The sequence below is a fragment of the Alistipes sp. AF48-12 genome (assembly GCF_003477565.1).
GTDB lineage: Bacteria > Bacteroidota > Bacteroidia > Bacteroidales > Rikenellaceae > Alistipes_A > Alistipes_A hominis.
The window spans coordinates 152,714-178,688 of sequence record NZ_QUDJ01000003.1 but is presented as its reverse complement, the minus strand read 5'-3'; the positions used below and the strand labels follow the sequence as shown (position 1 = coordinate 178,688).

The 25,975-nt window shown below is 55.6% G+C and carries 22 protein-coding genes and 3 tRNA genes; 14 read left to right on the top strand and 11 right to left on the bottom strand.

Features of this window, described 5'->3' with window-relative positions; genetic code table 11:
- Positions 1 to 140: 140 nt before the first annotated feature.
- Together DW082_RS03060 and DW082_RS14245 are read left to right on the top strand one after the other, a co-directional pair.
- A complete protein-coding gene (locus DW082_RS03060; RefSeq protein ID WP_118457262.1) occupies positions 141 to 983 on the top strand; it encodes a S1 RNA-binding domain-containing protein in 843 nt (280 codons plus the stop codon).
- An 88-nt stretch (positions 984 to 1,071) separates the two neighbouring features.
- Positions 1,072 to 1,395: a hypothetical protein gene (locus DW082_RS14245; protein ID WP_125147263.1), complete on the top strand. Its 324-nt coding sequence runs from the start codon at positions 1,072 to 1,074 to the stop codon at positions 1,393 to 1,395.
- Positions 1,396 to 1,754: 359 nt separating this feature from the next.
- On the opposite strand, the gene DW082_RS03050 is transcribed toward DW082_RS14245, so the two are convergent.
- Positions 1,755 to 4,025, bottom strand: a complete 2,271-nt coding sequence (locus DW082_RS03050; RefSeq protein WP_253906365.1) for a GH92 family glycosyl hydrolase — start codon at positions 4,023 to 4,025, stop codon at positions 1,755 to 1,757.
- Positions 4,026 to 4,499: 474 nt separating this feature from the next.
- On the opposite strand from DW082_RS03050, the gene DW082_RS14440 reads away from it, so the two are divergent.
- Positions 4,500 to 4,652: a hypothetical protein gene (locus DW082_RS14440; protein ID WP_180951570.1), complete on the top strand. Its 153-nt coding sequence runs from the start codon at positions 4,500 to 4,502 to the stop codon at positions 4,650 to 4,652.
- Positions 4,653 to 4,752: 100 nt separating this feature from the next.
- On the opposite strand, the gene DW082_RS03040 is transcribed toward DW082_RS14440, so the two are convergent.
- The 5 genes from DW082_RS03040 to DW082_RS03020 all read right to left on the bottom strand — a co-directional run bounded on the left by DW082_RS03040 (position 4,753) and on the right by DW082_RS03020 (position 8,320).
- A tRNA-Thr gene (locus DW082_RS03040) sits at positions 4,753 to 4,824 on the bottom strand.
- 112 nt (positions 4,825 to 4,936) lie between these two features.
- A complete protein-coding gene (locus tag DW082_RS03035; protein WP_257937104.1) occupies positions 4,937 to 6,328 on the bottom strand; it encodes a DUF5723 family protein in 1,392 nt (463 codons plus the stop codon).
- Between the two features lie 36 nt (positions 6,329 to 6,364).
- On the bottom strand, positions 6,365 to 8,065 hold the full coding sequence (locus DW082_RS03030) for a DUF4621 domain-containing protein (RefSeq protein WP_118457260.1): 1,701 nt from the start codon (positions 8,063 to 8,065) through the stop codon (positions 6,365 to 6,367).
- 68 nt (positions 8,066 to 8,133) lie between these two features.
- Positions 8,134 to 8,206: transfer RNA gene (locus DW082_RS03025), tRNA-Gly, on the bottom strand.
- Between the two features lie 31 nt (positions 8,207 to 8,237).
- Positions 8,238 to 8,320: transfer RNA gene (locus DW082_RS03020), tRNA-Tyr, on the bottom strand.
- A gap of 454 nt (positions 8,321 to 8,774) precedes the next feature.
- On the opposite strand from DW082_RS03020, the gene DW082_RS03015 reads away from it, so the two are divergent.
- The 4 genes from DW082_RS03015 (at position 8,775) to DW082_RS03000 (ending at position 11,690) form a co-directional block, all read left to right on the top strand.
- On the top strand, positions 8,775 to 9,635 hold the full coding sequence (locus DW082_RS03015) for a dehydrogenase (RefSeq protein WP_259335482.1): 861 nt from the start codon (positions 8,775 to 8,777) through the stop codon (positions 9,633 to 9,635).
- Positions 9,623 to 10,348, top strand: coding sequence for a nucleotidyltransferase family protein (locus tag DW082_RS03010; protein WP_228385777.1), 726 nt, complete (start codon positions 9,623 to 9,625; stop codon positions 10,346 to 10,348). The genes DW082_RS03015 and DW082_RS03010 overlap by 13 nt, the downstream gene beginning before the upstream one ends.
- Positions 10,345 to 10,881: an HAD-IIIA family hydrolase gene (locus DW082_RS03005; protein WP_118457258.1), complete on the top strand. Its 537-nt coding sequence runs from the start codon at positions 10,345 to 10,347 to the stop codon at positions 10,879 to 10,881. Before DW082_RS03010 ends, DW082_RS03005 begins: the two co-directional genes overlap by 4 nt.
- A gap of 260 nt (positions 10,882 to 11,141) precedes the next feature.
- Positions 11,142 to 11,690 carry a DUF3575 domain-containing protein gene (locus DW082_RS03000; RefSeq protein WP_310648296.1) on the top strand — a complete coding sequence of 183 codons (549 nt, stop codon included), beginning with the start codon at positions 11,142 to 11,144 and terminating at the stop codon, positions 11,688 to 11,690.
- A 5-nt stretch (positions 11,691 to 11,695) separates the two neighbouring features.
- On the opposite strand, the gene DW082_RS02995 is transcribed toward DW082_RS03000, so the two are convergent.
- Positions 11,696 to 12,220 carry an HdeD family acid-resistance protein gene (locus DW082_RS02995; RefSeq protein WP_118457256.1) on the bottom strand — a complete coding sequence of 175 codons (525 nt, stop codon included), beginning with the start codon at positions 12,218 to 12,220 and terminating at the stop codon, positions 11,696 to 11,698.
- A gap of 338 nt (positions 12,221 to 12,558) precedes the next feature.
- Between DW082_RS02995 and trpB the strand changes: the two genes are divergently transcribed.
- The 7 genes from trpB to trpA are packed head-to-tail and all read left to right on the top strand — an operon-like array spanning position 12,559 to position 18,918.
- A complete protein-coding gene (trpB, locus tag DW082_RS02990) occupies positions 12,559 to 13,761 on the top strand; it encodes a tryptophan synthase subunit beta (protein WP_118457254.1) in 1,203 nt (400 codons plus the stop codon).
- Positions 13,742 to 15,148 (top strand): anthranilate synthase component I family protein, encoded by a 1,407-nt coding sequence (locus DW082_RS02985; RefSeq protein ID WP_118457252.1) that lies wholly within the window; start codon positions 13,742 to 13,744, stop codon positions 15,146 to 15,148. Before trpB ends, DW082_RS02985 begins: the two co-directional genes overlap by 20 nt.
- A gap of 4 nt (positions 15,149 to 15,152) precedes the next feature.
- Positions 15,153 to 15,716, top strand: a complete 564-nt coding sequence (locus DW082_RS02980; RefSeq protein ID WP_055205929.1) for an aminodeoxychorismate/anthranilate synthase component II — start codon at positions 15,153 to 15,155, stop codon at positions 15,714 to 15,716.
- A gap of 17 nt (positions 15,717 to 15,733) precedes the next feature.
- Positions 15,734 to 16,729, top strand: coding sequence for an anthranilate phosphoribosyltransferase (gene trpD / locus DW082_RS02975; protein ID WP_118457250.1), 996 nt, complete (start codon positions 15,734 to 15,736; stop codon positions 16,727 to 16,729).
- Between the two features lie 4 nt (positions 16,730 to 16,733).
- On the top strand, positions 16,734 to 17,519 hold the full coding sequence (gene trpC, locus DW082_RS02970; protein WP_101573259.1) for an indole-3-glycerol phosphate synthase TrpC: 786 nt from the start codon (positions 16,734 to 16,736) through the stop codon (positions 17,517 to 17,519).
- 4 nt (positions 17,520 to 17,523) lie between these two features.
- A complete protein-coding gene (locus tag DW082_RS02965; RefSeq protein ID WP_101573261.1) occupies positions 17,524 to 18,138 on the top strand; it encodes a phosphoribosylanthranilate isomerase in 615 nt (204 codons plus the stop codon).
- 6 nt (positions 18,139 to 18,144) lie between these two features.
- Positions 18,145 to 18,918 (top strand): tryptophan synthase subunit alpha, encoded by a 774-nt coding sequence (gene trpA / locus DW082_RS02960; protein ID WP_055205937.1) that lies wholly within the window; start codon positions 18,145 to 18,147, stop codon positions 18,916 to 18,918.
- A gap of 20 nt (positions 18,919 to 18,938) precedes the next feature.
- On the opposite strand, the gene DW082_RS14880 is transcribed toward trpA, so the two are convergent.
- From DW082_RS14880 to DW082_RS02945, 4 genes are all read right to left on the bottom strand, one after another.
- Positions 18,939 to 19,073 (bottom strand): hypothetical protein, encoded by a 135-nt coding sequence (locus DW082_RS14880; protein WP_259335481.1) that lies wholly within the window; start codon positions 19,071 to 19,073, stop codon positions 18,939 to 18,941.
- Between the two features lie 27 nt (positions 19,074 to 19,100).
- Entirely contained in the window at positions 19,101 to 19,751 is a 651-nt protein-coding gene (locus tag DW082_RS02955; RefSeq protein ID WP_055205939.1) for an HAD family hydrolase, read from the bottom strand.
- A 78-nt stretch (positions 19,752 to 19,829) separates the two neighbouring features.
- Entirely contained in the window at positions 19,830 to 22,133 is a 2,304-nt protein-coding gene (locus tag DW082_RS02950; protein WP_055205941.1) for a BamA/TamA family outer membrane protein, read from the bottom strand.
- Positions 22,126 to 25,971, bottom strand: coding sequence for a translocation/assembly module TamB domain-containing protein (locus DW082_RS02945; protein WP_118457248.1), 3,846 nt, complete (start codon positions 25,969 to 25,971; stop codon positions 22,126 to 22,128). Before DW082_RS02945 ends, DW082_RS02950 begins: the two co-directional genes overlap by 8 nt.
- Positions 25,972 to 25,975 lie beyond the last annotated feature (4 nt).

Below are 25,975 nucleotides of genomic sequence, written 5' to 3'. Positions count from 1 at the left end.
AAGATACGAAAATATTCGCTACCGGAAGCCCCGGCGAAGCCGCGCAATCCCGATTTAACGGTAACGCCGGCAAGTTTATTGAGCTAAAAAAGATGATATGTGCCGGAAATAACTTATTTTTACGAAAAATAATTTCCATCATGTTGGTAGCAGGTCATTATTATACGCTCAAAGTCAATCGGATTTCGGACTACGGACTCTATCTCGCGGACGAAGACGGGAACGAAGTGCTGTTGCCGAATCGTTACGTATCCGTCGATTACAAACCCGGGATTTCGCTGGAAGTTTTCGTTTACCACGATTCGGAAGACCGGTTGGTGGCTACGACCGAACGCCCGCTGGCGACGGTCGGCCAGACGGCCTGCCTGAAAGTGGTCGATAAAACGGTTCACGGAGCATTTCTGGACTGGGGGCTCCCGGCCAAAGACCTGTTCCTGCCCAACCGGAATCAGTCGTCGCGCCTGGATATCGGGAAAAAGTATCCGGTCTACCTCTATACGGACAACATTACCGGACGCGTCGTTGCGACGACTTACCTGAAAGGATTTATCAACAACGTCGAGCTGACGGTATCCCCGCGCGAGGAAGTCGATATCCTGATAGCCACCGAGACTCCGATCGGATTCCGCGTCGTGATCAACGACCGGCATTGGGGTATGATCTACCGCAACCAGATTTTCCAGCCCGTAGCGGTCGGCGATCGAATGAAAGCTTACATCGTTCGCATTACCGACGACAATCGGGTTGACCTCGCCTTGCAGGGCCAGGGGTACGACGAAGTTAAAAAATCGGCCGAACGGCTGTTGGAGATCCTGCGTAAAAACGGAAATGCGCTGCCGGTGAATGACGACAGTAAACCCGAAAAGATCCGGCAACTTACTCAGATGAGCAAAAAAACGTTCAAGCGCAGCGCCGGTTACCTGATGAAACAGGGGAAGATCGCCATGGACGGACAACAGATCCGTCTGACCGAATCCGACTGACGGGCGGGTTTACAATAAATCTATTTTAAAAATCGTTAATTATAACGGTATTTTTAGTCCATTTGGATAATTCGGAATTGTCGGAGGCATGACAAATGAACTGGGTCTCGATGCTGTTGCACGCCTTGTTGAATTTGCACACCATAACAGGCTTTTTTCCGTCGTTTCCGGGATTCGGCTTAGACTGCAGCAGTACGTTGTACTTCAGCGTGCGATCGTCATCCCGGACTATAACGGCGCTCGCCATGTCATTACCGGACGGCAAATGATAAATTTCCAAAATGACATATCTTTCCATAACCGCAAAACCGATTTACAACCGGCGCCCCTCCGGTTTTTTGCAACAAAAGAAAAGCGTGGGCCTGTAGACTTATTCAAGCTGATAAGGTTCTGGCAAACCTGCGAATGTTAAATAAGCAACAGCCCACGCTATACTTAACAGTATAGGACGTGAGAGAATTTTGCTTATTCTCCATTCTTTTGAATTTACCAGATTCTATCAACGAGAATAAAGCCTAACACTTTCCGTGTTCAAACAAGCTCGTCGCCCGAAAGCAACGAGACAAAATTAACATTTTTTTCAAACACTCCGTGCAAAATTCCTTTTTTTGGGCTGTTGCTATAATAAAAATAGCACAATCTTTCGAAAAATCCGCTATTTTATATTTATAAGATCATTGTAAATTAAATAAATATTGTCCGATATTTTGTTAAACTGAATCCTCGATTTTCCCGAAACGGCTCTTCCCGCCAGTCAACGGCCTCATTGTATTATTTGTCAGCCGGTTGCCCGGGCGATACCGGATGCTTCCTTTCCGTCGAAAACGAATACGGAAAATCTTCCGGGGCGATTCCCCGCTTTTTATTCGGAACGCGATCCATCTTCACCTGCAATTTACCTCCCCGCAGCAGATTGCCGTGGGTAAGGTAATTTTTCGTATATTTTTCTCCGTTCAGCGACGCGGAGCGGATGTAACGGTTCCCGGGGCCGTTCTCCGGCGCCTCGATCGTGAACAACTTCCCGTTTTCGAATCGGAGCACCGCCTTGCGGAACAACGGCGCTCCCATTACATACTGGTCGGTACCCGGACAGACCGGATAAAAACCGAGGGCGGAAAAGACATACCAAGCCGAAGTTTGCCCGTTATCCTCGTCTCCGCAGTAGCCGTCCGCCCGGCTGTTGTACAAACGGTTCATCACCTCGCGGAGCCAGTACTGCGCCTTCCACGGCTGGCCGGCATAATCGTACAGGTAGATCATGTGCTGCACCGGCTGATTGCCGTGAGCGTAGTTTCCCATATTCATCACCTGCATCTCCCGGATCTCGTGGATAATTCCGCCGTAATAGCTGTCGTCGAACAGCGGCGGAACGTTGAATACCGAATCCAGCATCTGCACGAAACCGTCCGGACCGCCCATCAGATCGACCAACCCCTGCGGGTCGTGAAAAACGCTCCAGGTATAGTGCCAACTGTTCCCTTCCGTGAAAGCGTCGCCCCACTTCAGCGGCGAGAACGGGCTCATAAACGCCCCGTTGCGGTTGCGGCCGCGCATCAGACGGGTCTCCGGATCGAACAGGTTCCGGTAATTCATCGCCCGCTTCTCGTACAACTCGACTTCTGACCGGGGCTTTCCCAATGCTGCGGCCAGTCGCGAAATGCACCAGTCGTCGTAAGCATATTCAAGCGTGCGCGCGGCGCTTTCATTGATTTTGACATCGTAGGGAACGTATCCCAGGCGGTTGTAATATTCGTATCCGAGGCGTCCGGTAGAAGACACTTTCGGATGAACGGCCTGCGTGCCATGCACCAACCCTTCGTACAGCATTTCCGCATCCCCGACCTTCACGCCTTTGAGGTAAGCGTCCGTTAGTACGGAAGCCGAATTGTTCCCCACCATGCAGCCGCGGTGACCGGGACTCGCCCACTCCGGGAAAAAACCGCTCTCGCGGTAGGTGTTCAGCAATCCTTCCTGCATCTCCCGGCTCTGCGACGGATACATCAGGTTCAGCAGCGGAAACAGGCTGCGGAACGTATCCCAAAAACCGGTATCCGTGTACAGGTAGCCGGGCAACACCTTCCCGTTGTACGGACTGTAATGAACGACCGTTCCCCGCGCGTCGATCTCGTAAAATTTCCGCGGAAACAGCAGCGACCGGTACAGGCAGGAATAGAACGTGCTCAGTTGGTCGTCGCTGCCGCCCTCTACGTATATGCGGCTCATCGCTTCGTTCCAGGCCGATTTCCCCTGCGCGACGATCCGGTCGAACGAGTTACGGCCGAGTTCCTGCAGGTTCAGCTGCGCTTGCTCGAAACTGATAAAAGAAGAGGCTACCCGCGCATGCACGACCTCTCCGCGCCGGGTGCCGAATCCGATGACGGCTCCCGTATGATCACCGGTTTGCTCCGAAGCATCGGTCATCGAACCGTTGACGACCGTTTTGCAGAACGTGAAAGGCTTGTCGAAAACGATAACAAAGTAGTTCTTGAAATTTTTCGGAACGCCGCCGCTGTTGCGGGTCGTATAGCCGATGATCTTGTTCTCCTCGGGAATGACGCGCACGAAGGAACCCCGGTCGAAAGCATCGACGACTACGTACGAGTCCCCTTTCGGAAACGTAAAACGGAACATGGCGGCCCGGTCGGTCGGGGTGATTTCCGTCGTTACGTCGTAATCCGCCAGATAAACGCTATAATAGTACGGCTTGGCCGTTTCGGCTTTGTGCGAAAACCAGCTTGCCCGTTTGTTCTCATCGAATTCGGGGCGGCCGGTCAGGGGCATCAGCGAGAACTGTCCGTAATCGTTGATCCACGGACTGGGCTGGTGCGTCTGTTTGAATCCCCGGATCTTATCGGCCGTGTAAACATAAATCCAGCCGTTTCCCATTTTGCCGGTCTGGGGCGTCCAGAAGTTCATGCCCCACGGCCTGGCGATCGCCGGATAGGTATTGCCGGTCGACAGTTCGTAAGTAGACTGCGTTCCGATCAGCGGATTGGCGTATTCTACCGGATCGAAAGCGCGCTCCTCGCCACGGGTGTGCATCGTAACAAGCACGGCCGTCGCCGTGAGGCACAATATCTTCGTTATCTTCATATCGTTATTACTTTTTGTCCGGCACGGAAAACGTCGCCGTGGCGCAGTCCGTCCGGCTCATCAATCTCGTCTTTGAATACGCCGTCGGCATTCGCTTCGCGCACGATAGTTTCTTTTTCGTACCGGAGCGCTACGTACTCCGGTCTGCTGCCGGTATCAAATATAGGATATTTTTCCGAAATAACACAATCGAACACGGCCGACTGTCGTTCGAAATCTTTCTGCCTTTTTACGGAACGGCTCGTTTTACGCCCTTTAAAAACGAAAACGGATCGCGGATTCGGCCGGTACGGAACATAATTTGCACAGGCGTACCGAAAACGACTCGATGCAAAAAGGAAGACAGGAAGCGTTTAGCGGCGGGGTGCTGTTTGCGAGCGCCGTTGCCTTCCGGATGCGGGAACGCGCCCTGATCCGGTCGCCGTGACGCTGAACAACGGCAGGAAAAAAGCGCTCTACCAACTCAGTATCGCGGCGATCTTCGTCCATATCGCGGTCTCGATCGGCTGCTACGTCGTCGTAGCGACCGCCTGGGCGGTTCCGGCGAAAAAACTGGAACGGTCGATTGAAAAATAATGTTACCGAATCGCCCTTTCGCAAACGAAGCGAATCTAAAATCGTCCGTCGAACGGAATACGTAAAAAGGACGCTGAAAAGCGTCCTTTTTATGACCGTGAGCTGTTTACGAGACTTGAACTCGTGACCTCTTCCTTACCAAGGAAGTGCTCTACCACTGAGCTAAAACAGCAATATTTCATATCGAAACCTCGGGTGCGGCACCTTTGGTTTTGCGGGGACAAAAGTAATATTTATTTTTAAAATACCAAAACTTAGCCCGAATTATGTACGAAGAAATTCGATTACCGCCGACATTGCCGTTCTTTCCGGAGCGGAACGCTGAGCCCGAAGTACAGATTGGCCGCGGAAGCTTTGATCGGAATGAACTGCGGATTCACCTTGGTAAACATATAATCGCTGCCGACAAAGAAGTTGATCCACGACGGGCTGAAGTTAAGCGCGAAACCGAACGTCTTGAAAGCGCTGTGAACGAACGAATAGCTGACCGTCGCGGCGAACCAGTCGATCGGACGATAATTGACCGAAGCGGTCAGTTCGGTATAGATTTTCGGCTTGTAGATGCGGGTGCTGGAAAGCAGGCCGAAGCCGACCCGGTTCTGCGCTACGGAATACTCGGCGCCCACGTTGATCGTACTGCGCAGCAATGTAGTGCGACTCCGCGAAGGGGTCTCCGAAAAATGAAACAGGTTTTGCAGGTTGCCGGTCAGGTCGTCCATCTGGTCGCTCATCGAGTTGTCCGGCTGATCGTCTCCGATCGGCAGGTCGAAACCGTCGAAATCGAAATCGCCCTTTGCCGCGCCGTTGACCGTCGAGCGTTTGCTCCACGTAATGAATCCGAAATCGATCACCGCTCCGGAAACCGTAAAATTGTCCAGTACTTTAAAGGTCGCTCCGAAATCGATGGCGCTTCCGTAACCGGCCGCTCCGGGCGAATGATAGTCGAACCCGTCGATGTATTCCCGGTCGTTCTTGTCGGTGCTGAATTTCGGGCGCAGCCCCTGTACCGAAGCGGACATATACCCTTCCGAAGTAATCCGCCATGCGTCCCCGTTCATAACGGCGTGCAGATTATTGAAATAGACGTCCGCATTGCCGGCTCCGACCAAGAACTTATATTTTCCGCCGATCGTCCAACGACCGTTCAGCGGGTGCGAGTATCCGACCGATACGTCTACGTAAAAGTCGGCATATACGTGCAGTTTCTTGATATCGTAAGTCGTTCCTTCCGGCCCCGAGCCGTATTTCATGAATTCGAACAGCGATTTGGGAACGTTGCCGCTGACGGTTCCCTTGACTCCGATACCGATCGTCCAGAAACCGTGCCCGGAAAACCAGCCGGCCGAAACGATCTCGGTCGCTATGTCGGCATTCAACTGGTTGTTCGTCTTAAGTCTGCGCAGGAAAGATTCAGCAGGAACCGACGGGTCCATAAAAGTCACCAGGCGTCCGTCTGTCCGGTAAAACAGATCGCCCAGAGCCATGCCGTTCGAGGCGTACATCGCCGAAACGGAACCCGCGGCCGGGATGGCAACGAATCCCCGGACCGGACGGAAGGCCGGATTCATCGAGGTTCTCAGCGTAGCCTTGTCCATAAAATATGCGGTGCGCAGTTGCTGTGCCGCAGCCGTCAGAAAACCGCACGACAAGCAGGCGAGCAATAGGAATTTCTTCATAATCGGGTCGGGAGTTTATAACCTCTTTCGGTTGTCTTATTCGTTGGTGGTGATATTGATTCCTCCGCTCTTGCGAAGTTTCAGCGTCAGCTTGGCCTGCTGATCCGGTCGCAGGTGCCGTCCGGCCAGCGCGTCGTCGCAATAAGCTTCGAGCCGGATGCGGAGGTTACGGGCATTTTTCATTTTAGGCATGTCCGCTTCTGTAATGACGAACGATACATCGCTGACTTCGCCGTCGGTTCCCAGACCGCCGCCCTTGACCTTTTGCGGCTCGAAATCGATTCCGACCGGAACGTCCGCCGCATCCGTAACGATCAGGTTCATATCGAAATTCAGCGGCAGGGAGTTGGTCACACGACCGTAAATTTCGGCCGAGCCGCCGGAAAACAGGTAATCGATCAGATCCGCGTCGAATACTTCGTCGACCGTCTGATCGGTCTGTCCTCGGAAATCGGCGGCGGGAGCGAGCGGAATCTCGGCCGTGTAGGCGATCCGGGCGAAAGCGTCTTTCGGATAGAAGCAGGCGCGCGAATCGGTCAAGTCGGTATCCGTGCGTACCTCCGTACGAATCGCTATATCGTCCGGAGAGATCCGGATCAGATCGTTGACCGGACATGCCGTGAATGTATATTCCGCCGGAACGTCACGGTCGGAAGCGCCGAGCCAGATGTTGCTGACGGCGGTTTGTCCGTAAGCGCCGGGAGCATTCATCGTGATGCGGTCGACCGTAACCGACTCCGTAGCGCCGGAGCGATCGTTGACCGAAGTCATCGCGAACGATGCCCGTAGCGGGATCCCGATGTTGCTCTGCGCCGTCAGCCGGATGCGCGGATCGGCAAAGCTCAGCACGTTGTCGTCGCCGTCGAACAGGTCGTCGAGTCCTTCGGTCGCGATATCAACCTGTCCCGCCGTAAAATTATCGTCGATCAATCCGTAAATCACCCGGAAGTCGGGCGACGAGATCCCCCCTGAAATTCGGAGCCCGGGACTCCCCGAAACGGACAGCGAAGAACCCTTTTTGATCCGGAGCGAAGCGTTATACGCGATCCGGTCGTCCGCGCCGACGACCGCTTTTTGCAACAGGAGGCGTACCGTTTTCTGGCTGCCGGCCAGTTCCCGCATCGGGATCGTACAAGTATATTCGGAACCGGTGAAACTGCCATCCTGCCCGGTTTCGGCAGCCAGGCGGTATCCTTCCGGGAAAGATGCGCGGAACACCATTTCGGCATCTCCGCCGTCGAGCCGAAGGTTGTCGACGGAAAGTTCCAGTCCGAGGCGCGACGCCCCGTTGCGGTTATCGAACAGAACGGAATCGAGCCGGGCGATATCGTCCGTCGTCAGGTTGAGTTCGACGGCGGATTCGCCGAGTTCGATCTCGGCATCCTCCGGATAATCGTGGGGATGTTTTCCCGGGACGAGCGGAATGTCGAGCCGGGATTCCGGAAATTCGGAATCCCCGAAACCCACTCCGCCGGGCATATCCACGTCGATCCCGCCGGAATACCGCGCCACGTAATTTCCGGCGTCGTCGATCGTGATCTCGTCGTTATCCCCGACGTTGATAATATCTCCCGCAGAAATAACTCCCGTCCCGAGCGGCAGGGTCAGGTCGTTTCCGATCGTAATATCGTCCGTATCCAGATCGGACAGATCGTATTGCTTGTCGATACACGAATATTGCCCCGCGAAAATTGCAAGAACAGCAATTCTGCAGGCTCCTCGTAGTATATTTACCATGTCGTTCGGGATTAGCGTATGTAACAGGATACGAAAAAACCGCTCTATGAGCGGCCCTGTGAAATCAGAGCGGAAGACGAGATTCGAACCCGCGACCCTTAGCTTGGAAGGCTAATGCTCTACCGACTGAGCTACTTCCGCAAAATCATGCCGGTATACACCGGATTACGTGTGGGCGGAGATGGATTCGAACCACCGAAGTCGAAAGACAGCAGATTTACAGTCTGCCCCATTTGGCCACTCTGGTATCCGCCCGTTTTATAAGAACCGTTTCGAAAAACCGCCGCCGTTTTCCCGGCCCGGCGGGCACAAAAGTAAAAACGATTTTTGAATTCTGCAACGACCATACGCTGTTTATCGAACTTTTATACGTATTTTATCGTTTCGCAGCACGTTTCGCCGCATCTATAAATCTTGCAATAAGCCATTTAGGCACCTAATCGCATTCCCGGACAAAATGAAATCCGGAAATCCGCGCCGAAGCGGATTTCCGGATTCCGGAGGTCGTGTCGATAAATGCGTTATATTTGTACCTGTCAAAAATCGCAGACATGATTTATCGAAGCAAGGCTCCGCTACGAATCGGCTTCGCCGGCGGAGGAACGGATGTCAGTCCCTATTCGGATATTTACGGCGGAGCGTCCTGAACGCGACGATCTCCCTCTATGCTCGCGCCAGCATCGAACCGCTGTCCGAACGGAAAATCGTCTTGCAGACGCTCGATCAGGGACTCGCCTCCGAATACGGCCTGCACGGGGATCTGCCGATCGACGGAAATATGGATCTGCTGAAAGCCGTCTGCAATCATTTCCGCAGCCGTCACCGGATCGACGGGGGATTCCGCTTGTGCACCTATGTGGACGCTCCGGCCGGATCGGGACTCGGATCGTCGTCGACGCTGGCGGTAGCCATTGCCGGTGCATTCGTAGAGTGGCTCAGGCTGCCGTTGGGCAGTTACGATATCGCCAGTCTGGCCTACCGGATCGAACGGGGCGAACTGGGGATGGCCGGCGGAAAGCAGGATCAGTACGCCGCCACGTTCGGAGGCTTCAATTACATGGAATTTTTCAAGGACGATAAAGTGATCGTCAATCCGCTCCGGGTGGACAAGGCTTGCACGAACGAACTGGAGAACAATCTGTTACTTTTTTACACATCGCAAAGCAGGATCTCCGCCAGAATCATCGAAGAGCAGCAGCGCAACGTGACGAACAACGACAGGGACTCCGTCGGGGCGATGCATGTCATCAAAGAGCAGGCGACCGAAATGAAGGAAGCGCTGCTGACCGGACGGATCGACCGGATCGGGGAGTTGCTGCACGAAGGGTTCGTCTACAAAAAAAAGATGGCCTCTTCGATATCGAACCCGCTGATCGACCGGATCTACGAAACGGCGCTCGAAGCCGGCGCGCTGGGCGGCAAGGTACTCGGAGCCGGCGGCGGCGGGTTCATGGTCTTCTATTGCCCGGATTTCAAGCGCTACCAGGTCATGCAGTCGCTCGCCCCGTTCAACGGGATTTTCAAAACTTATCAATTCGTAAAAGACGGTTTATTTACATGGAGTATATGAGTATGGAACAACGCGAAGGAATCGTACTGGCGGGAGGCCTCGGAACGCGCCTGCGCAGCGTGGTCAGCGATCTGCCCAAATGCATGGCGCCCGTGGCAGGACGTCCGTTTTTATACTATTTGTTAAAATATATGGAAGTCCGGCGCTTTACGCGCGTGGTACTCGCCCTCGGCTACATGCACGAATCGGTACAGCGGTGGCTCGCCGGCGAAAAATGGGATTTTGAGATACGCTGCTCGCTGGAGGAAACTCCTCTGGGAACGGGCGGAGCCGTCCGGCAGGCGCTGAGCCGGACGGACGGAGACGAAGTCTATATCCTGAACGGGGACACGTTCTTCGACGTCGATACGGACGAAATGGCCCGCGTACACCGGGCGAGCGGAGCCGCCGCGACGATCGCGCTGAAACCGATGACCGATTTCTCGCGTTACGGCGTAGTCGAAACCGCTCCGCAGGGGAGGATCGTCGCGTTCCGCGAAAAAAAATACTGCCCGCGCGGACAGATCAACGGCGGCGTCTACCTGGTCGACAAAAAATCGGGACTGCTGGACTTCCCGTCCGAACGGTTCTCGTTCGAAACGGATATTTTGCAGCAACGAGTGCGGGATTGTCTGCTCACCGGATATGCGAGCGACGGTTATTTCATCGACATCGGCATTCCTGAAGATTACGAAAAAGCCGATACGGATTTCAAAACGCTGTTTCCGCGATGACCGTGCAAACCGCTTTCGACACGCTGTTTCTGGATAGGGACGGGGTCATCAACGTACTGCGTCCGCACGATTACGTCAAATCGTGGGACGAATTCGAATTTACCGATGGAGCGATCGAAGCGCTGAGGATGCTGAGTCCGCTTTTCCGGCATATCGTCGTCGTCACCAATCAGCGCGGCGTCGGGAAAGGAGTGATGACCGAAGAGGCCCTGCGGACGATCCACCGGAGAATGATCGAAGCGGTCGCCGCCGGCGGAGGCCGGATCGACGCCGTTTACTACTGTGCCGACCGGAACGAAGACAGCCCGAACCGGAAGCCGAATACCGGTATGGCCTTGCAAGCCCGCAGGGACTTTCCGGACATCGATTTTTCGAAGACCATACTGGTCGGCGACAGCGGCAGCGACATGGAGTTCGGCCGGAGAATCGGAGCCCGAACGGTGCTGATACATCCGGACGATCCCGCCGCGGCGCTCGGATCCTTGTACGATTTTTCGCTGCGGTACTGCGAAGAACACGGTTCTGGAGTTTAAAAAACGCGAAACCGCTCGGATCATACCGCAGCCGAATCTCTCCTGCGGTCGAATTACGGAGAAGCAGATATTCCGAACGAGCAAAAACATTGTCGATCCGGATCTTATGCGTACATTTGTTCCGTAAACGAATCCGATCCATAACAGCCCCTTTGCATGAAACCGATCCTGAAGACTCTTTTGATCCTGTTCGCGTTATCGCTGCCGACGCAGCGGCTCGACGCTCAGATCTACGCGAAACTGAACGGCCTTTACGCCTGGTGGGCGTTATCAATCCGGCCGTGGAATTCACCGTTTCTCCGAAATCGACTTTCCAGACCGAAATCGTTTTTTCTCCCTGGAAATACGTCAACGACCACGGTGTCGACAAGCCGATGAAATTCGGAATTCTCATGACCGAATACCGCCGCTATTTCAAGCAACACAACCGGGGCTGGTATCTCGGCGCCAACATGGGTATGATGGGATTCAAAATGTCGAAACCGCAGTTTTCGGACGGCTGGTTCCTCGAAAACCGGTACAGCAAAGGGTACGGGATGATGATCGGTATCTGCGGCGGCTTCGAATACCAGTTCGCCGACCGTTGGCTGCTGGACGCCTATTTCGGATGGTCATACATGCTAAGCTGGTACAACGGTTATAGCCTCGACGGCACGATCGACCTGTATCCCCACCGTCCCGTACAACTCGAAAAGCCCGATCCGTTCAATGGCTCGCACGAGTGGCTGCCGAACAAGATCGGGGTGTCGATCGGATTCATGATCTTCAACCCGGCGCGCGGGGACGCACGGGAAGTTCCTGCGCCGTAAGATAGTTATTCCGTTTTCGGCTTTCTGAACCGGAATCCGTTGATCAAACCGGATATCCCGTAAACCATGCTGGTAATGCCGAACAGAATGAACGCCGTTTCGGCGACGCTGAACGGGTCGAACAGGATGACGATTCCGCAGATCAGGACCAGTACCGGCACCACGTAGAAGAAACCGGGCACCTGCGTCCACCGGCGGGCCGAAGCCAGCGATGCGATTTGCTGAATCCCGGCTATCACCAGCAGCGCTCCGAGCACATACATCAGGATGTTGACGAAAAAGGCGGGCATCACGATCAGCCACAGTCCGAACAGCGCGCTTCCGGCGCCTTCGATCGGGAACGCCGCATCGGGATAACGTTCTTTATCGCGCATCAGATAACCGATCATCGCGATCAGGCCCGGCACCAGGAACAGCACGCCGATCACGATGACCAGATAATTGATCGTGGCGGCCGGCCACAAAACCAGAATCAGTCCCAGCACGATGGCGAAGACACTCCTCAGGGCCGGATTATTGACGACTTTCATAATTTTTTCGGTTTTATCAGATTGTTGAAACGAATATACTGCCAATCATGGAGATAATCAAGGGATCGGTCGGTTTTTCGTATCAATAGATCGGTTTTTTACAAAAATGTTTTTGATTTTTTAAAACTATTCCTACCTTTGAACCGTAAACAGAAACGAAAATGAAAGCATTCCGTTTGAATAATTGGTGGTGGCGCATCCTACAACTTCCTCAGTCGTAAGGTTGCGGACTCGCGTATCTGTTCAAAACGAAACCAAAGATAACAAAGAGCCCTGTCGTACTTACGACAGGGCTCTTTCCGTATGACGACTAAAACAAAATCATAAAAACGAAACCGATGAAAACATTTCAAGTAGACGAAAACGGCTATTACGGCAGGTTCGGCGGGGCTTACGTTCCCGAAATTCTTTACCGATGCGTAAAAAAACTGCAAGACAACTACCTGACCGTTATGCAGTCGGAAGCGTTCCGCCGCGAATTCGATCAACTGCTGCGCGACTATGTCGGTCGCCCTTCCCCGCTCTATTTCGCACGGCGCCTGTCCGAACGGTACGGCTGCAGGATCTACCTCAAACGCGAAGACCTGAACCATACCGGAGCGCACAAGATCAACAATACGATCGGACAGATTCTGATCGCGCAACAGATGGGCAAAACCCGTATCATCGCCGAAACGGGCGCAGGGCAGCACGGTGTGGCTACCGCTACGGTCTGCGCGCTGAAAAACATGCGGTGCATCGTCTACATGGGCAAGACCGACGTAGAACGTCAGCACACGAATGTGCAGAAAATGAAAATGCTGGGCGCCGAAGTGCGCCCGGTCACTTCGGGCAACATGACGCTGAAGGACGCCACGAACGAGGCAATCCGCGACTGGTGCTGTCACCCGACCGACACGCACTACATCATCGGCTCGACGGTCGGCCCTCACCCTTACCCCGATATGGTGGCCCGGCTACAATCGGTCATCAGCGAGGAGATCCGCAAACAACTGCAGCAGCAGGAATGCCGCGACTATCCGGACTACCTGATAGCCTGTGTCGGCGGCGGCAGCAATGCGGCCGGAACGATTTACCACTACATCGACGACCGGCGCGTGAAGATCGTACTGGCCGAGGCCGGTGGAAAAGGCGTCGACTCGGGATTGTCGGCTGCAACCATTCATTTAGGCGAAGAGGGTATTATTCATGGGGCCAGAACACTGGTCATGCAGAACGAGGACGGACAGATCGAAGAGCCCTACTCGATCTCGGCCGGATTGGATTATCCGGGCATCGGTCCGGTTCACGCGAACCTCGCCGCGCAAAAGCGGGCGACCGTGCTGGCTGTCGACGACGACGAAGCGCTGTATGCCGCATTCGAACTGACGCGTCTGGAAGGTATCATCCCGGCCCTGGAATCGGCCCACGCGCTGGGCGCGCTGCCGAAAATGCATTTCAAACCGGAAGACGTCGTCGTGTTGACCGTATCCGGCCGGGGCGACAAAGATATCGAAACCTATATCAAACAAATGAAAAACGATGAAAATATTTCGTTATAAAACCGCCTGCAAGCAGGTTCTGGGGGATCTGCATACGCCGGTAAGCATCTACCTGAAAGTCCGCGACATCTATCCGCAGTCGGCCCTGCTGGAGAGTTCCGATTTCCATGCCGGCGAAAATTCGCTCTCTTATATCGCGCTGTGTCCGCTGGCCAGCTTCGACGTGAACGGCGATGTTTGTAGGATGTCTTTCCCCGACCGCACGGTATTCCGCGAGCCGGTCGGCGAATCGTTCTCCGTGACCGACGCGCTGAACGCATTCCTGAAAAAATTCCGGATCGAAGGCGAACAGGCCGAACGCTGCGGCCTGTTCGGATACACGGCATTCGACGCCGTCAAATACTTCGAGAAGATCCCGGTGATCGAAAGCCACGACGCGCAGAACGATGCGCCGGACATAATGTATATCCTTTATAAATACTTATTAGTATTCAATCATTTCAAGAATGAATTGACGTTGATCGAGCTACTCTCGGACGGCGAAAATACGCGTCTGCACGAAATCGAAAGCGTGATCGGCAACCGCAATTTCGCTTCCTACGACTTCTCGTTGCGAGGGAAAGAATACAGCACGATCACCGACGAGCAATACCGGGAATTCGTTCGTAGGGGAGTCGCCCACTGCCGCCGCGGAGACGTTTTCCAGATCGTACTGTCGCGGCGATTCGTGCAGCCGTATGCCGGGGACGACTTCAAAGTCTACCGCGCGCTGCGCAGCGTCAACCCGTCGCCCTACCTTTTCTATTTCAATTTCGGAGGGTTTCGCATTTTCGGATCGTCGCCGGAAACCCACTGCAAAGTGCAGAACGGCCGCGCCAGTATCGATCCGATCGCCGGTACGACCCGGCGCACCGGCGACGCGCTGAAAGACAAGCAACTGGCCGACGCGCTGCTGCGGGATCCGAAGGAGAACGCCGAACACGTGATGCTCGTCGATCTCGCCCGCAACGACCTGAGCCGCAACGCCGTAAACGTGAAAGTAGATTTCTATAAGGAGCCGCAATATTACAGCCACGTGATCCATCTGGTTTCGCGCGTCAGCGGCGTGATCGAACCGGACAGCAACCCGGTTCAAACATTCGTCGACACCTTCCCCGCCGGCACGCTGAGCGGCGCGCCGAAAGTCCGCGCCATGCAGTTGATCTCCGAGATCGAACCGCACAGCCGGGGCGCCTACGGCGGCTGCATCGGATTTATCGGACTGGACGGCAACTTGAACCAGGCGATCACGATCCGCACGCTGGTCAGCCGCAACAACGAACTATGGTATCAGGCCGGAGCCGGGATCGTCGCACAGAGTATCCCGGAAAACGAGCTGCAGGAGGTGAATAACAAACTCCGCGCGCTGAAAAATGCGATCGATATCGCCGTCAACCTTAAAAACTAATGCCATGAAAATACTTTTGTTCGACAATTACGACTCGTTTACTTACAACCTGTTGCATATCCTGAAAGAGTTCGGCGCGGACACGGAGGTTTTCCGCAACGACCGGATTACGCTCGATGAGGTCGCGCGATTCGACAAGATCATCCTGTCGCCGGGACCCGGCATTCCGCAGGAGGCCGGCATCCTGCTGCCGCTGATCGAACGTTATGCCGCTGAAAAAAGCATTCTCGGGGTCTGCCTCGGCGAGCAGGCGATCGGCCAGGCATTCGGCGGGACGCTCGAAAACCTCGAAAACGTCTATCACGGAGTGCAGACCCCGATCAGGCTGCTGGCCGCCGATTATATCTTCGACGGACTGGAATCGGAAATGCAGGTAGGACGCTACCACTCGTGGGTCGTACGACGCGACACGCTGCCGGACTGTCTCGAAGTGACGGCCGAAGACGCCGACGGACGGATCATGGGATTGCGCCACACACGCTACGACGTGCACGGCGTGCAGTTTCACCCCGAATCGGTGCTTACGCCGCGGGGCTGTGCGATCATCGAAAATTTCATTCGTCATTAATCATCTGATATAAAGCCATGAAAGAGATCCTATATAAACTTTTCGAACACCAATATCTGGGACGAAAAGAAGCGCGGGAGATCCTGCAGGGAATCACGCAGGGCAAATACAACGACGCGCAGATCGCCTCGTTGATTACGGTATTTCTAATGCGCAGTATTTCGGTCGAGGAACTGATCGGATTCCGCGAAGCGTTGCTGGAAATGCGGATTCCGGTCGACCTGAACGAATTCGGGCCGATCGACATCGTCGGAACCGGCGGCGACGGCAAGAACACGTTCAACGTTTCGACCTGCGCCTGTTTCGTCGTGGCGGGAGCCGGCTATCCGGTCGTCAAACACGGCAATTACGGCGCGACATCGGTCAGCGGAGCGAGCAACGTGATGGAACAGCACGACGTGAAATTTACGGCCGATAACGATTCCCTGCGTCGGTCGCTCGAACGGTACAACATCGCTTACCTGCACGCCCCGCTGTTCAATCGGGCGCTGAAAGCCGTCGCCCCGATCCGCAAGGCGCTCGGCGTTCGCACCTTTTTCAACATGCTGGGCCCGTTAGTCAACCCGGTGATGCCGACATACCAGTTGCTCGGAGTCTACAACCTGCCGTTGCTGCGCCTGTACAATTACACGTATCAGGAGAGCGGGACGCAATTCGCCGTCGTGCACAGCCTCGACGGATACGACGAGATTTCGCTGACGTCGGATTTCAAAGTGGCCATGCCGGACAGCGAAAAGCTCTATTCGCCCGAAGAACTCGGATTCGCGCGCTGTCGGGAAGCCGACCTGTACGGCGGCGACACTCCGGAAGAAGCCGCCGCCATTTTCGATCGGGTATTACAGGGCACGGCTACGCCGGCGCAGTCCAATTGCGTAATTGCAAACGCGGCCTTCGCGATCCGGGTAATGCGTCCCGAAAAGTCGATCGATACCTGCATAGCCGAAGCCCGCGAGTCGCTCGCGGCGGGAAAAGCCCTGCATACATTCGAAAAATTCGTCGAACTGAACAGCTAATACGATGAAAGACATCTTACAGGAGATTATTGCAGCCAAACGGATTGCCGTGGAACAACTCAAACGGACGGCCGACCGGAGCGCATTGGAACGTAAAATAGACGAGAACCGTTCGCACAGGTCGATGCGCGAAGCGCTCGCGGCATCGACCTCGGGCATCATCGCCGAATTCAAACGGCGGTCCCCATCGAAAGGATGGATTAACCGGGAGGCCGATGTCCGCACGGTCGCGTCCGATTACCAGGCCAACGGAGCCGCCGCCCTGTCGATCCTAACCGATACGCCCTATTTCGGAGGTTCGGCCGAAGACCTGATCGCAGCCCGTCCGCAGATCGACATTCCGATTCTGCGTAAGGATTTTACGATCGACGAATTTCAGCTTTACGAGAGCCGGGCGATCGGGGCCGACGCGGTATTGCTGATCGCAGCGGCGCTACCGCTCGCCCGTTGCCGGGAACTGGCGGCGACAGCGCATCGGCTAGGACTGGAAGTATTACTTGAGATACACAGCGAAAAGGAGCTGGATTACATCTCGGACGAAGTCGATATGATCGGCGTCAACAACCGCAATTTAGGTACGTTCGACACTCGCGTCGGGAACTCGTTCCGGCTGGCAGGACAGCTACCGCAAGACCGGCTGTTGGTGTCCGAAAGCGGAATTTCGGATCCGGAAACCGTGAAGAAACTGCGCGAAGCGGGTTTCCGGGGCTTCCTGATCGGCGAGAATTTCATGAAAACTGCCGACCCCGGATACGGACTCGACACATTTATTAAAACTTTAAATCTATAAAACCATGATCTTTAAGGTGTGCGGAATGCGCGATCCGGAAAATATCCGGCGGATCGACCTAAGCGGGGCCGACTGGATGGGATTCGTTTTTTATCCCCCGTCGCCGCGTCGGGTGGAAAGCCTGCCCGCATTCATGCCGGAATACGCCCGGCGGGTCGGAGTTTTCGTTGACGAGCCCGTGGAAAATATTCAGGTACGCGCAAAGGAGTTCGGACTGGATTACCTGCAACTGCACGGTTCGGAATCGCCCGACGACTGCCTCCGACTGCAAGATCGGGGACTCCGTGTTATCAAAGCGTTCCGGATCGGGACGGCGGGCGACCTCGAAGCGACCGCCGCTTACGAAGCCGCCTGTTCCTACTTCCTTTTCGATACGAAAACCCCGGCCTACGGCGGTTCCGGAAAAACTTTCGACTGGACGGTACTCGACGCTTACCGCGGCCAAACGCCGTTCCTGCTCAGCGGCGGCATCGGCCCGGAACACGTCCGGGCTTTGAAGGCGTTCCGTCACGACCGGCTGGTCGGATACGACCTAAACAGCCGATTCGAACAGGCTCCGGGTATCAAAGACGTCGAAAAAATAACGCGATTTATTCAGGATATGAAATGTAAAAAATAAGAAAACATGAACAGAATCAATCGACTTTTCAGCCATGCGGATAAAAAACTGTTATCCGTCTATTTTTGCGCCGGCTACCCTACCGCCGACAGCACCGCCGGGATTATCCGCGCCCTCGAAAACAGGGGAATCGACCTGATCGAAATCGGCATCCCGTTCAGCGATCCGATGGCCGACGGAGAAGTGATCCAGCACGCAGCCACGCAGGCTCTTCGGAACGGCATGAGCCTGAAACGATTGTTCGGGCAGCTTTCGGACATCCGGAAAACCGTCGAAATCCCGTTGATCCTGATGGGTTATCTGAACCCGGTGCTTCGGTTCGGGTTCGAAAACTTTTGCCGGAAATGCGTCGAATGCGGCATCGACGGATGCATCATCCCCGACCTGCCGTTCCAGGAGTATCAGCAGCATTACCGCAGCATCGCCGAACGCTACGGCCTCAAAGTAATCATGTTGATCACACCGGAGACCAGCGACGAACGTATCCGGCTGATCGACAGCAATACGGACGGCTTCATCTACATGGTTTCATCGAGCGCCACGACCGGAGCGCAACAGGACTTCGACGCCCGGAAACAGGATTATTTCCGCCGGATCGACGCAATGCGGCTGCGTAACCCGCGGATGATCGGATTCGGAATTTCGAACCGTGCGACGCTGCAAGCCGCTTACGACCATGCGTCCGGCGCCATTGTCGGCAGTAAATTCGTTTCGCTGCTCGGCGAGACGAATACGCCGGAGCAAGCGATCGAACGCCTGCTGGAAACACTCGAAAAATAAACGATCCGGGAAGCGAACGATCAGCCGTGCGACGGAACTTTTGTTCGCGCGGCCGATCGTTTTACCCGTTCGTACAGGTGCGCGATCTCCGTACGGGCGAACACGTGCTCCGTCAGTGCATCCAACGCTGCAAATGCCACGGGCGTAATAGGCACTGTTTTCGACGCAGCGGAAACACTGTTCTAAAGGATTTCGAGCAACCGATCCGGCTCGTCGATGATGTATTTCGCGCCGTGTTCCTCAAGTTCCGCGCGCGGACGGAATCCCCACGTAACGCCGACCGAACGCAGTCCGCTGTTGGCCGCGGTCAACATATCGACTTTGGAATCGCCCACATAAAGGGTTTCCGTTTTTTTGCAGCCCGTTTCGCAAAGAATGTCGAACACGATGGTCGGGTCGGGTTTCGGCTCGATTCCTTCCCGTTGGCCAAGCACGACGCAAAACGTACCCGCCGGGAAATAACGGTCGATCAGTTTGGCGGTGGCCGCCTGATATTTGTTCGACGCGACGGCCATACGGACGCCCCGTTCCGCGATTTTCCCCACCAGCGATTCGATCCCCGGATAGGGCCGGGTACGATCGGTATTGTGTTCCGAGTAATAGTCCACGAAATCCCGCCGCACCCGCATGACGGTCTCTTCGTCTCGCGCCGCTTCGGGCAGGGCGCGTTCGACCAGCCGGGTAATGCCGTTGCCGACGAAATAACGGTATGCCGAACGTTCATGCGCCGGATAGCCGTTCTGTTGCAGCGCATGGTTCGTAGCGGCAGCCAGATCGTCGATCGTATCGAGCAGCGTCCCGTCAAGGTCGAATATAACCAGTTTGGTATCCATGAAGATCAGATTTATCCTGCAAAAGTAGCCTTTTGCAGAGAGCTATCCTAACGATCCGGCGAAAAACAGCCTTCCGGATCAGAACGGATACCCGATCGCCACGTGGAATCCGAGTCCGTCCTTGAATTTCGAAATGTTGTAATACCCCGGCTTGTCGGGATTCGGATAAGGGGTGTGCAGCGCAATGCCGAGATCGGCGCGCAATACCAGGTAGCTGATGTCGTAACGGAGCCCGAACCCGGTTCCGAGCGCGATCTCGTTGAAGAAACCGCGCCATTTGAGCACGCCGCCCGGACGGTTCGGATCGTTTTTGAGCAGCCAGATATTCCCGGCATCCAGAAATACGGCTCCGCCCAGCCGCCCCATAATCCCGAAACGGAATTCCACATTGGCTTCCAGCTTGAAATCGCCGGTCTGGTCGAGATAACTGTTGCGGTCGTTCTGGGCCGGATGATAACTGCCGGGGCCGATCGAACGGATCGTAAACGCCCGGATGCTGTTGGCCCCGCCGATATAAAATTGTTCGCTGTACGGCATGACGCTCGAATTGCCGTAGGCATACCCGGCTCCGACCAGAAAACGGTAAGCGAGCCAGTTGTTCTTATCGCCGAGCTTCTGGTAAAACTTCACCTCGTTCACATCTTTGATAAACTGCGAGAACTGGTTATTGAACAGCCGTTTGGTTCCGTGCTGACCGCAGGCTTCCCAAATCGCGTACAGCAGGTTGCCCGCCGAGGTGACGGTGTTCTGCCAGAAAAAACGGTTGCGCCGGTACGTCCGGTCGTACGTGTAGGAATAGCTCATCGCCGGAATAAACTGATCTCTGAAACTCAATGCGATGGCCGGGTTCTCGTCCATCGTCTGGTCGAACGATTCGGTCGTATGGAGCAGGTTGTTGTACGAGAGCTTCAGCAGCGAAAGGGAGTGGTAGCTGTACGGCGAAGTCTGGAAATTATAACCTATCGACCCGCTGAAAGAGATCAACTGGAAGAACTTCGGCCGGTTCATCAAATCGACGCCCAACTGGAAAGATGTGCTGGACGGATAGCGGCTGCCTTTGGTGATAAACCGCGGCAGCAGCAACCGTTGCACATTCAGCGTAGCGTTCAGGCCGAATTCGTACGAATTGAGCAGCGACGTTTTGGCGCCGCCCGAGTTTTTATTGCCGGTTTCCCACTCGTAATTGCCGTTCAGCCGCAACGAGAGTACCTCGCCGCCCCGGAACAGGTTGTTGTTGCTGACTTTGAAGGCCAGTCCCGGGCCCAGGAAGCTGTTCGACTTCGAAGTGACGTTCATCTCCAGTTCCGCTTCGAGCGGATAATCGAATCCGGCAGACAAATAGACGTTCAGCGTATCTTTGCCGTCCAGCGAGTCCAGCGGCGTGACGCCGAGGTTCACCGAACGGAAAATGCCGAGTTTATTCAGGTTGGACAACGTCGTATTCTGAGCGTTCACCGTAAACAGGTCGCCCGTTTTCATCGTAATGGATTTCGCCAGCAACTTCGGCCGGATCTTCAGCGGTTTCTGGTAAACGACCGTCTGGCCGGGCAAGTGCAGCGTGTCGGGCGCTCCGCCGCGGATATTTTGCAGCGATACGGTGATGCGTCCCACCCGGTACGGAACCAGCGCCGGGGCCGGAATCCCGGGAGTCAGCCTCATCCGCAGATCGACGCGGTTTTTCTGTTGCGTCGTATCGGCTTGATAATCGATGTATTCCGGTCGGAAATAATAATAACCACGATTTCGCAACACGTTCGTAATCCGGGTTCGTTCGGCCGACAGCGTATCGGTATTGTACTGCGCGCCCACGCGTAGCAGCGAGGTGCTTTCGAGGCTGTCGACCAAACGAGCCATCCCTTCCTGTACCTGCGGATAGCGAATTTCCATGTAGACCGAAGGCTGTCCGACCCGGATCGAATAGCTGATTTTCGCCTTTTTCGGATTACGGCGCGGCAGCAGTTCGTAACCCGCGTCCGCATCGAAATAGCCGTAATTGCCCAGCACGTCGTCGACATATTTCGTCCGGATTTCGGGCTGCACTTTCGAAACCAGCACAGGCTGTTTCGAGAGCTTCCGGTACAGCCAATATTTAAACCCCTTCTCTTTGGGCGTGTAAAGATGGTTGTAAGCCCATAAACCGACCGGGAGCGGAGTGCGTATATACGGGGAGTATAACGGATTGTTCGGTTTTACCGAAAGCGGAGCTTTAATGGCCGATTCTACGGTCGAAGAGAGCTCTACGCCCGAATCGGGACGGATCGCTATCTTCTTGACGCCGGTGTACAACACCTCGTCCTGCCCCAGCCGACTGGTCGTCGAACAACCGGCGGCCGAAAGCGCGACGGCGATCCCGATGATTCCGTAACGAACGATTCTATTCATGGGGCGACTGTTTTGGAGGGGTTTGCGGCTGAACTTTATTGCGCATGATGCGGAACAGGTCGCCGAGTTTGAGCATCTTCTTTCGGATGACAAAACCCACGCCGGTTTCGGTGATCTCGCCTTCCAGAATACTTTCGTACCCGGTATGCCTGAATATTTTCAGGAACATGTTGTCGCGTTTGGTCAACTGGTACTCCAGCGCCACGTCGTCGATCAGGTTCTCTTTCAGGTTCTCGGTCGGATCGGCGTCGGTGCTGAACTTGCCGCCGATCACCGCCTTCACGCGGTTGTTGAACAGACTTTTCGAAAGCTGGTACGAGTAATCCGTCCGGGAATTGACGCCGCCGGAGGCCGCGTCGTCGTAGGTATCGATTCCGAAACTCAGGTCGACTCCCTTCAGGCTGTTCGAGGCCCACTGGTTCAGTTCCTTTTCGATGAACGAATTCAGCGGATTCGCCGAATTGACCTTAGCCGTCGTGCCGGGGCCGGAATACGTATTGTACACCAACAGACTCATCGCCTGCGTAGCCCGTTGTTCGGCGGTCAGCGACGAAAGCTGGTTCTGGATCGTCAGGTCTTCCGGAGCCGACAGGTCGAACGTCACGGAAAGGTTTTCGAGCGTATTGCGGATATTGATGCTGATGTTGAAATTGACCGGACGACTGGAACCCTGTCCGTCGTCGGCCGTAACGCTGGTGCGTACCGTTTCGACGGCCGTGATGTTCAATGTCGGGTCGGCGATCTGGCCGATCCACTCGACGTAACTGCCCTGCGTAATCTTGAAAATTTTCTGGGAGATCACGGGCGGATTGTAACGGACGGTTCCGCCGGTCACTACGTATTTCCCCGAAAAACGGCTGTCGCCGAGACGGTTCATCGAATAGGTCAGGTTTCCGCCTCCCTGCAGGTCGACACGATTCTCCCCGTCCGCCGAAAGGTTGACGGCCATCCGCACCGAATTGTCGACATTGACATTCATCAGGACGTCCATTCCGGCGATATCGAGCACGGGCACCGGCCTGTCCTGCCGTTGAGACACGGTATCGCTGAACGAAACGAACGTAACCATGTTCTGGGCGCGGTTTTTCAGTTCGGGCGGCGCATCCTGCATGACGTAATTGACCTCCGTTCCGCGCAGCAGGTCGACGCTGCCCCGGATCATCAGGTCGTCGATTTCCCCTTTCACCGTGGCCTCCATATCCATATAACCCTGCCCGTATACCATCGACCCTCTGTTCTTCGCGACGTTGATAAACTGGAAATCGGTCGCGGCGATCCGCAAATCCGTCGTAATGTCGGCGAAATCCGCAATGTCCACTTCGCCGTCGATCGTCAGCGGTTTTTTATTCGGGGCGATGATCCGGTAACCCGTAAAACGCACCCGGCTGCTGTCGATCACAATTTTTTCCGTTCCCAACCCGAAAGTCGTACCGATCATAGGCACCTGCACCTGTGTTCCGGCGAAGTGAAGCGCCCCGTCGATCTTGGGTTTTGCGGAAGTTCCGGCCAGGGTCAGTTTGCCTTGCAGCGCACCGGAAAGACGCACGGCGTCTGGCGGCAGGAACGCATTGGCCGGAGCGAGCGGCAGGCCGGGAATCGACACGGTCAGTCCGAGCGGATTCTCCGTATCCCCGCCGCGGTACACGCCGTCCACGCTCAGCGCTTCGGCGCCGTCCAACGAGAGTTTCGCGGAGAGTTGCTGCTGTCGCTGTTCTCCCTGTCCGTAACGGAAGGCCAGCTCGGCGTTTCCGATCCGTTGGTTTTCATACCCCAATTCGGCCAGCGAAACGGAGCCGTTCGCTCCGAACGCACCGCTGCCGACGCGCAGCGACAGATCCGCTCCGAACGTCCCGCTGAAGGGAGGGGCTCCGAGGAACAGTTTCAGCGTCGATGCGATGTCGATCCCCGCGACATGCAACGTTACGGCCCCCGGCTCCGCGCCGGCATCCGACCGAACGGCGAACTGCTGTCCGTCGCGCGTCAGCGAAAAATCGGCGAACAGTTCCCGGTTCAGCCGGTAAGCGATGTAATTGTCCGGATTGACCTGCCAACGGTTGAAACCGAGCATCGGATTTTCGAGCATCCGCACGGCGATCGTACTGTCTTCGAGCGACGCCTTCAGCCCGAAATCGAACCCGCTTTTCCCCTCCCTGTTTTTCTGCAGGAATTTTACCAGCGCCACGTTATCCAGAATATTGCCGTAAACGGCGATCATCGCCGCGTCGTCCATCCGTCCGGGATTGTTCGCCATCCGCAGCAGGTAGTTCAACTGCCTGCCCCGCTGCATCACGCCGAACGTCAGCGTATCCAGCAGCAGATCGCCCGACGCGAACCGGTCGACGCGCAGCCGGGTCGTAAACGGCGTGCTGTCGCCGGACGCGACGTTCAGCGACATCCCGGAAAAACTCATGCCCCGCATCTTCAAAAAGCCGTTCACGACATTGTTCGCGCCGGCGCTACCGGTCAGCCGGAACGGCGGCAGCTGCCGTGCGACCAGCTCCATATCGAGACTCCCCAGCCGAAGCTGCTCCGAAATCAACGCAACCGCACGTCCCGCCTGCTCCGCCAGCGAATCGACCGGAACCGGAGCTGCGAAATCGAGCCGGAAATCGCCCGACTGCACCGCCGCCGCTACCTTTTCGGCAGCTATTTCCGCCGAAACCGACGTTTTGCGAATACGGTTTTCGCGCCATTTGTCCCACAGCACGATTTGGTCGGCGGTCGCTTCGACCCTGCGCGTCCGGGCCGAATCGGACGAAGCGGCCAGATCGAGGGCCACGGATATCGCCGTCTTTTCCGGCGAAAGGTTCATTCGGTACAGGTTGCAGGTATCGACCGTACCCCGCACCGTTACGGCCTGCTGCGTCTGCGTCAGCAGGCCTTCGATATCCAGTCCGAATTTCAGCGCCTCGCTCTCGCCGGTCAGACGGCCTATCAAACGGTGATCCCGCAGCGAAGCATCCAGCGCGATGCCGCCGTAATCGTAACTTCGGTAAATAAAACGGTCGATCCGCACGGCGGCTTCGGCTACGGTCGATGTATGCAACGGATCGAAACCCGAACCGTCGGCCGCCACCCGCATCGTCAGTACGCCCAGCGAATCGTTCGGCAGAAAACGGCCGACCGGGAAACTGTCGCAGATCAGTTCGGCATTATAAAGCTGCTTTTTACCGTTGAATTCCCCCTTTACGGTCGCCGTTCCCGAACCTATCGCAAACGCCACTACCGGATAAAACGTTCCCTGCCGCATCCGCAGCGAACCTTCCAGCGCCATCTGTTCCGGAATCCGGAGCCGGCGGCGCAGCGCGGTGTCGGGCAGCAGATCCGTCAGAAACTCCAGTCGGCTGAAACTTCCCTTGAAACGGCACAGCCCTTCGATGCGGGACGGATCGGTCGCCGAAGCGACGTCGGCATTCAGGGTAAGCAGCACGTTCCCGGAAACCGCGATCCGGCTGTCTGCGCGCAAGCGTCCGAGGGTTCCCGCGAAATCGCCGGACAGTTCGAGCGAACGCGTCGACAACATCTGTCGTATATTCTTATCCGCAACGGGCAAGACCGCCTGTAACTCGCGCAACGCCACCTTTGCCTCCAACCGCAGGTTTACGTGCGCGTCCGGAGCGAGCGCCAGCGCCGAAGCGTCGGCCCGCAGATCGACATGCAACGACGACTGTCCGGTCGTCAAGCTGAAATCCGACAGAGCGACCTGCGTGCTGTCCATCGAAAAAGCGCCGCTCAAATCGGCTACCTGCAATCCGCTCCGTTCGACGGCCGAAAAACGGCCGATCCCGATCCGTACCGCAGCGCCCCGGTTATAAATCGAGTCGGCCGACAGATTCAACTGC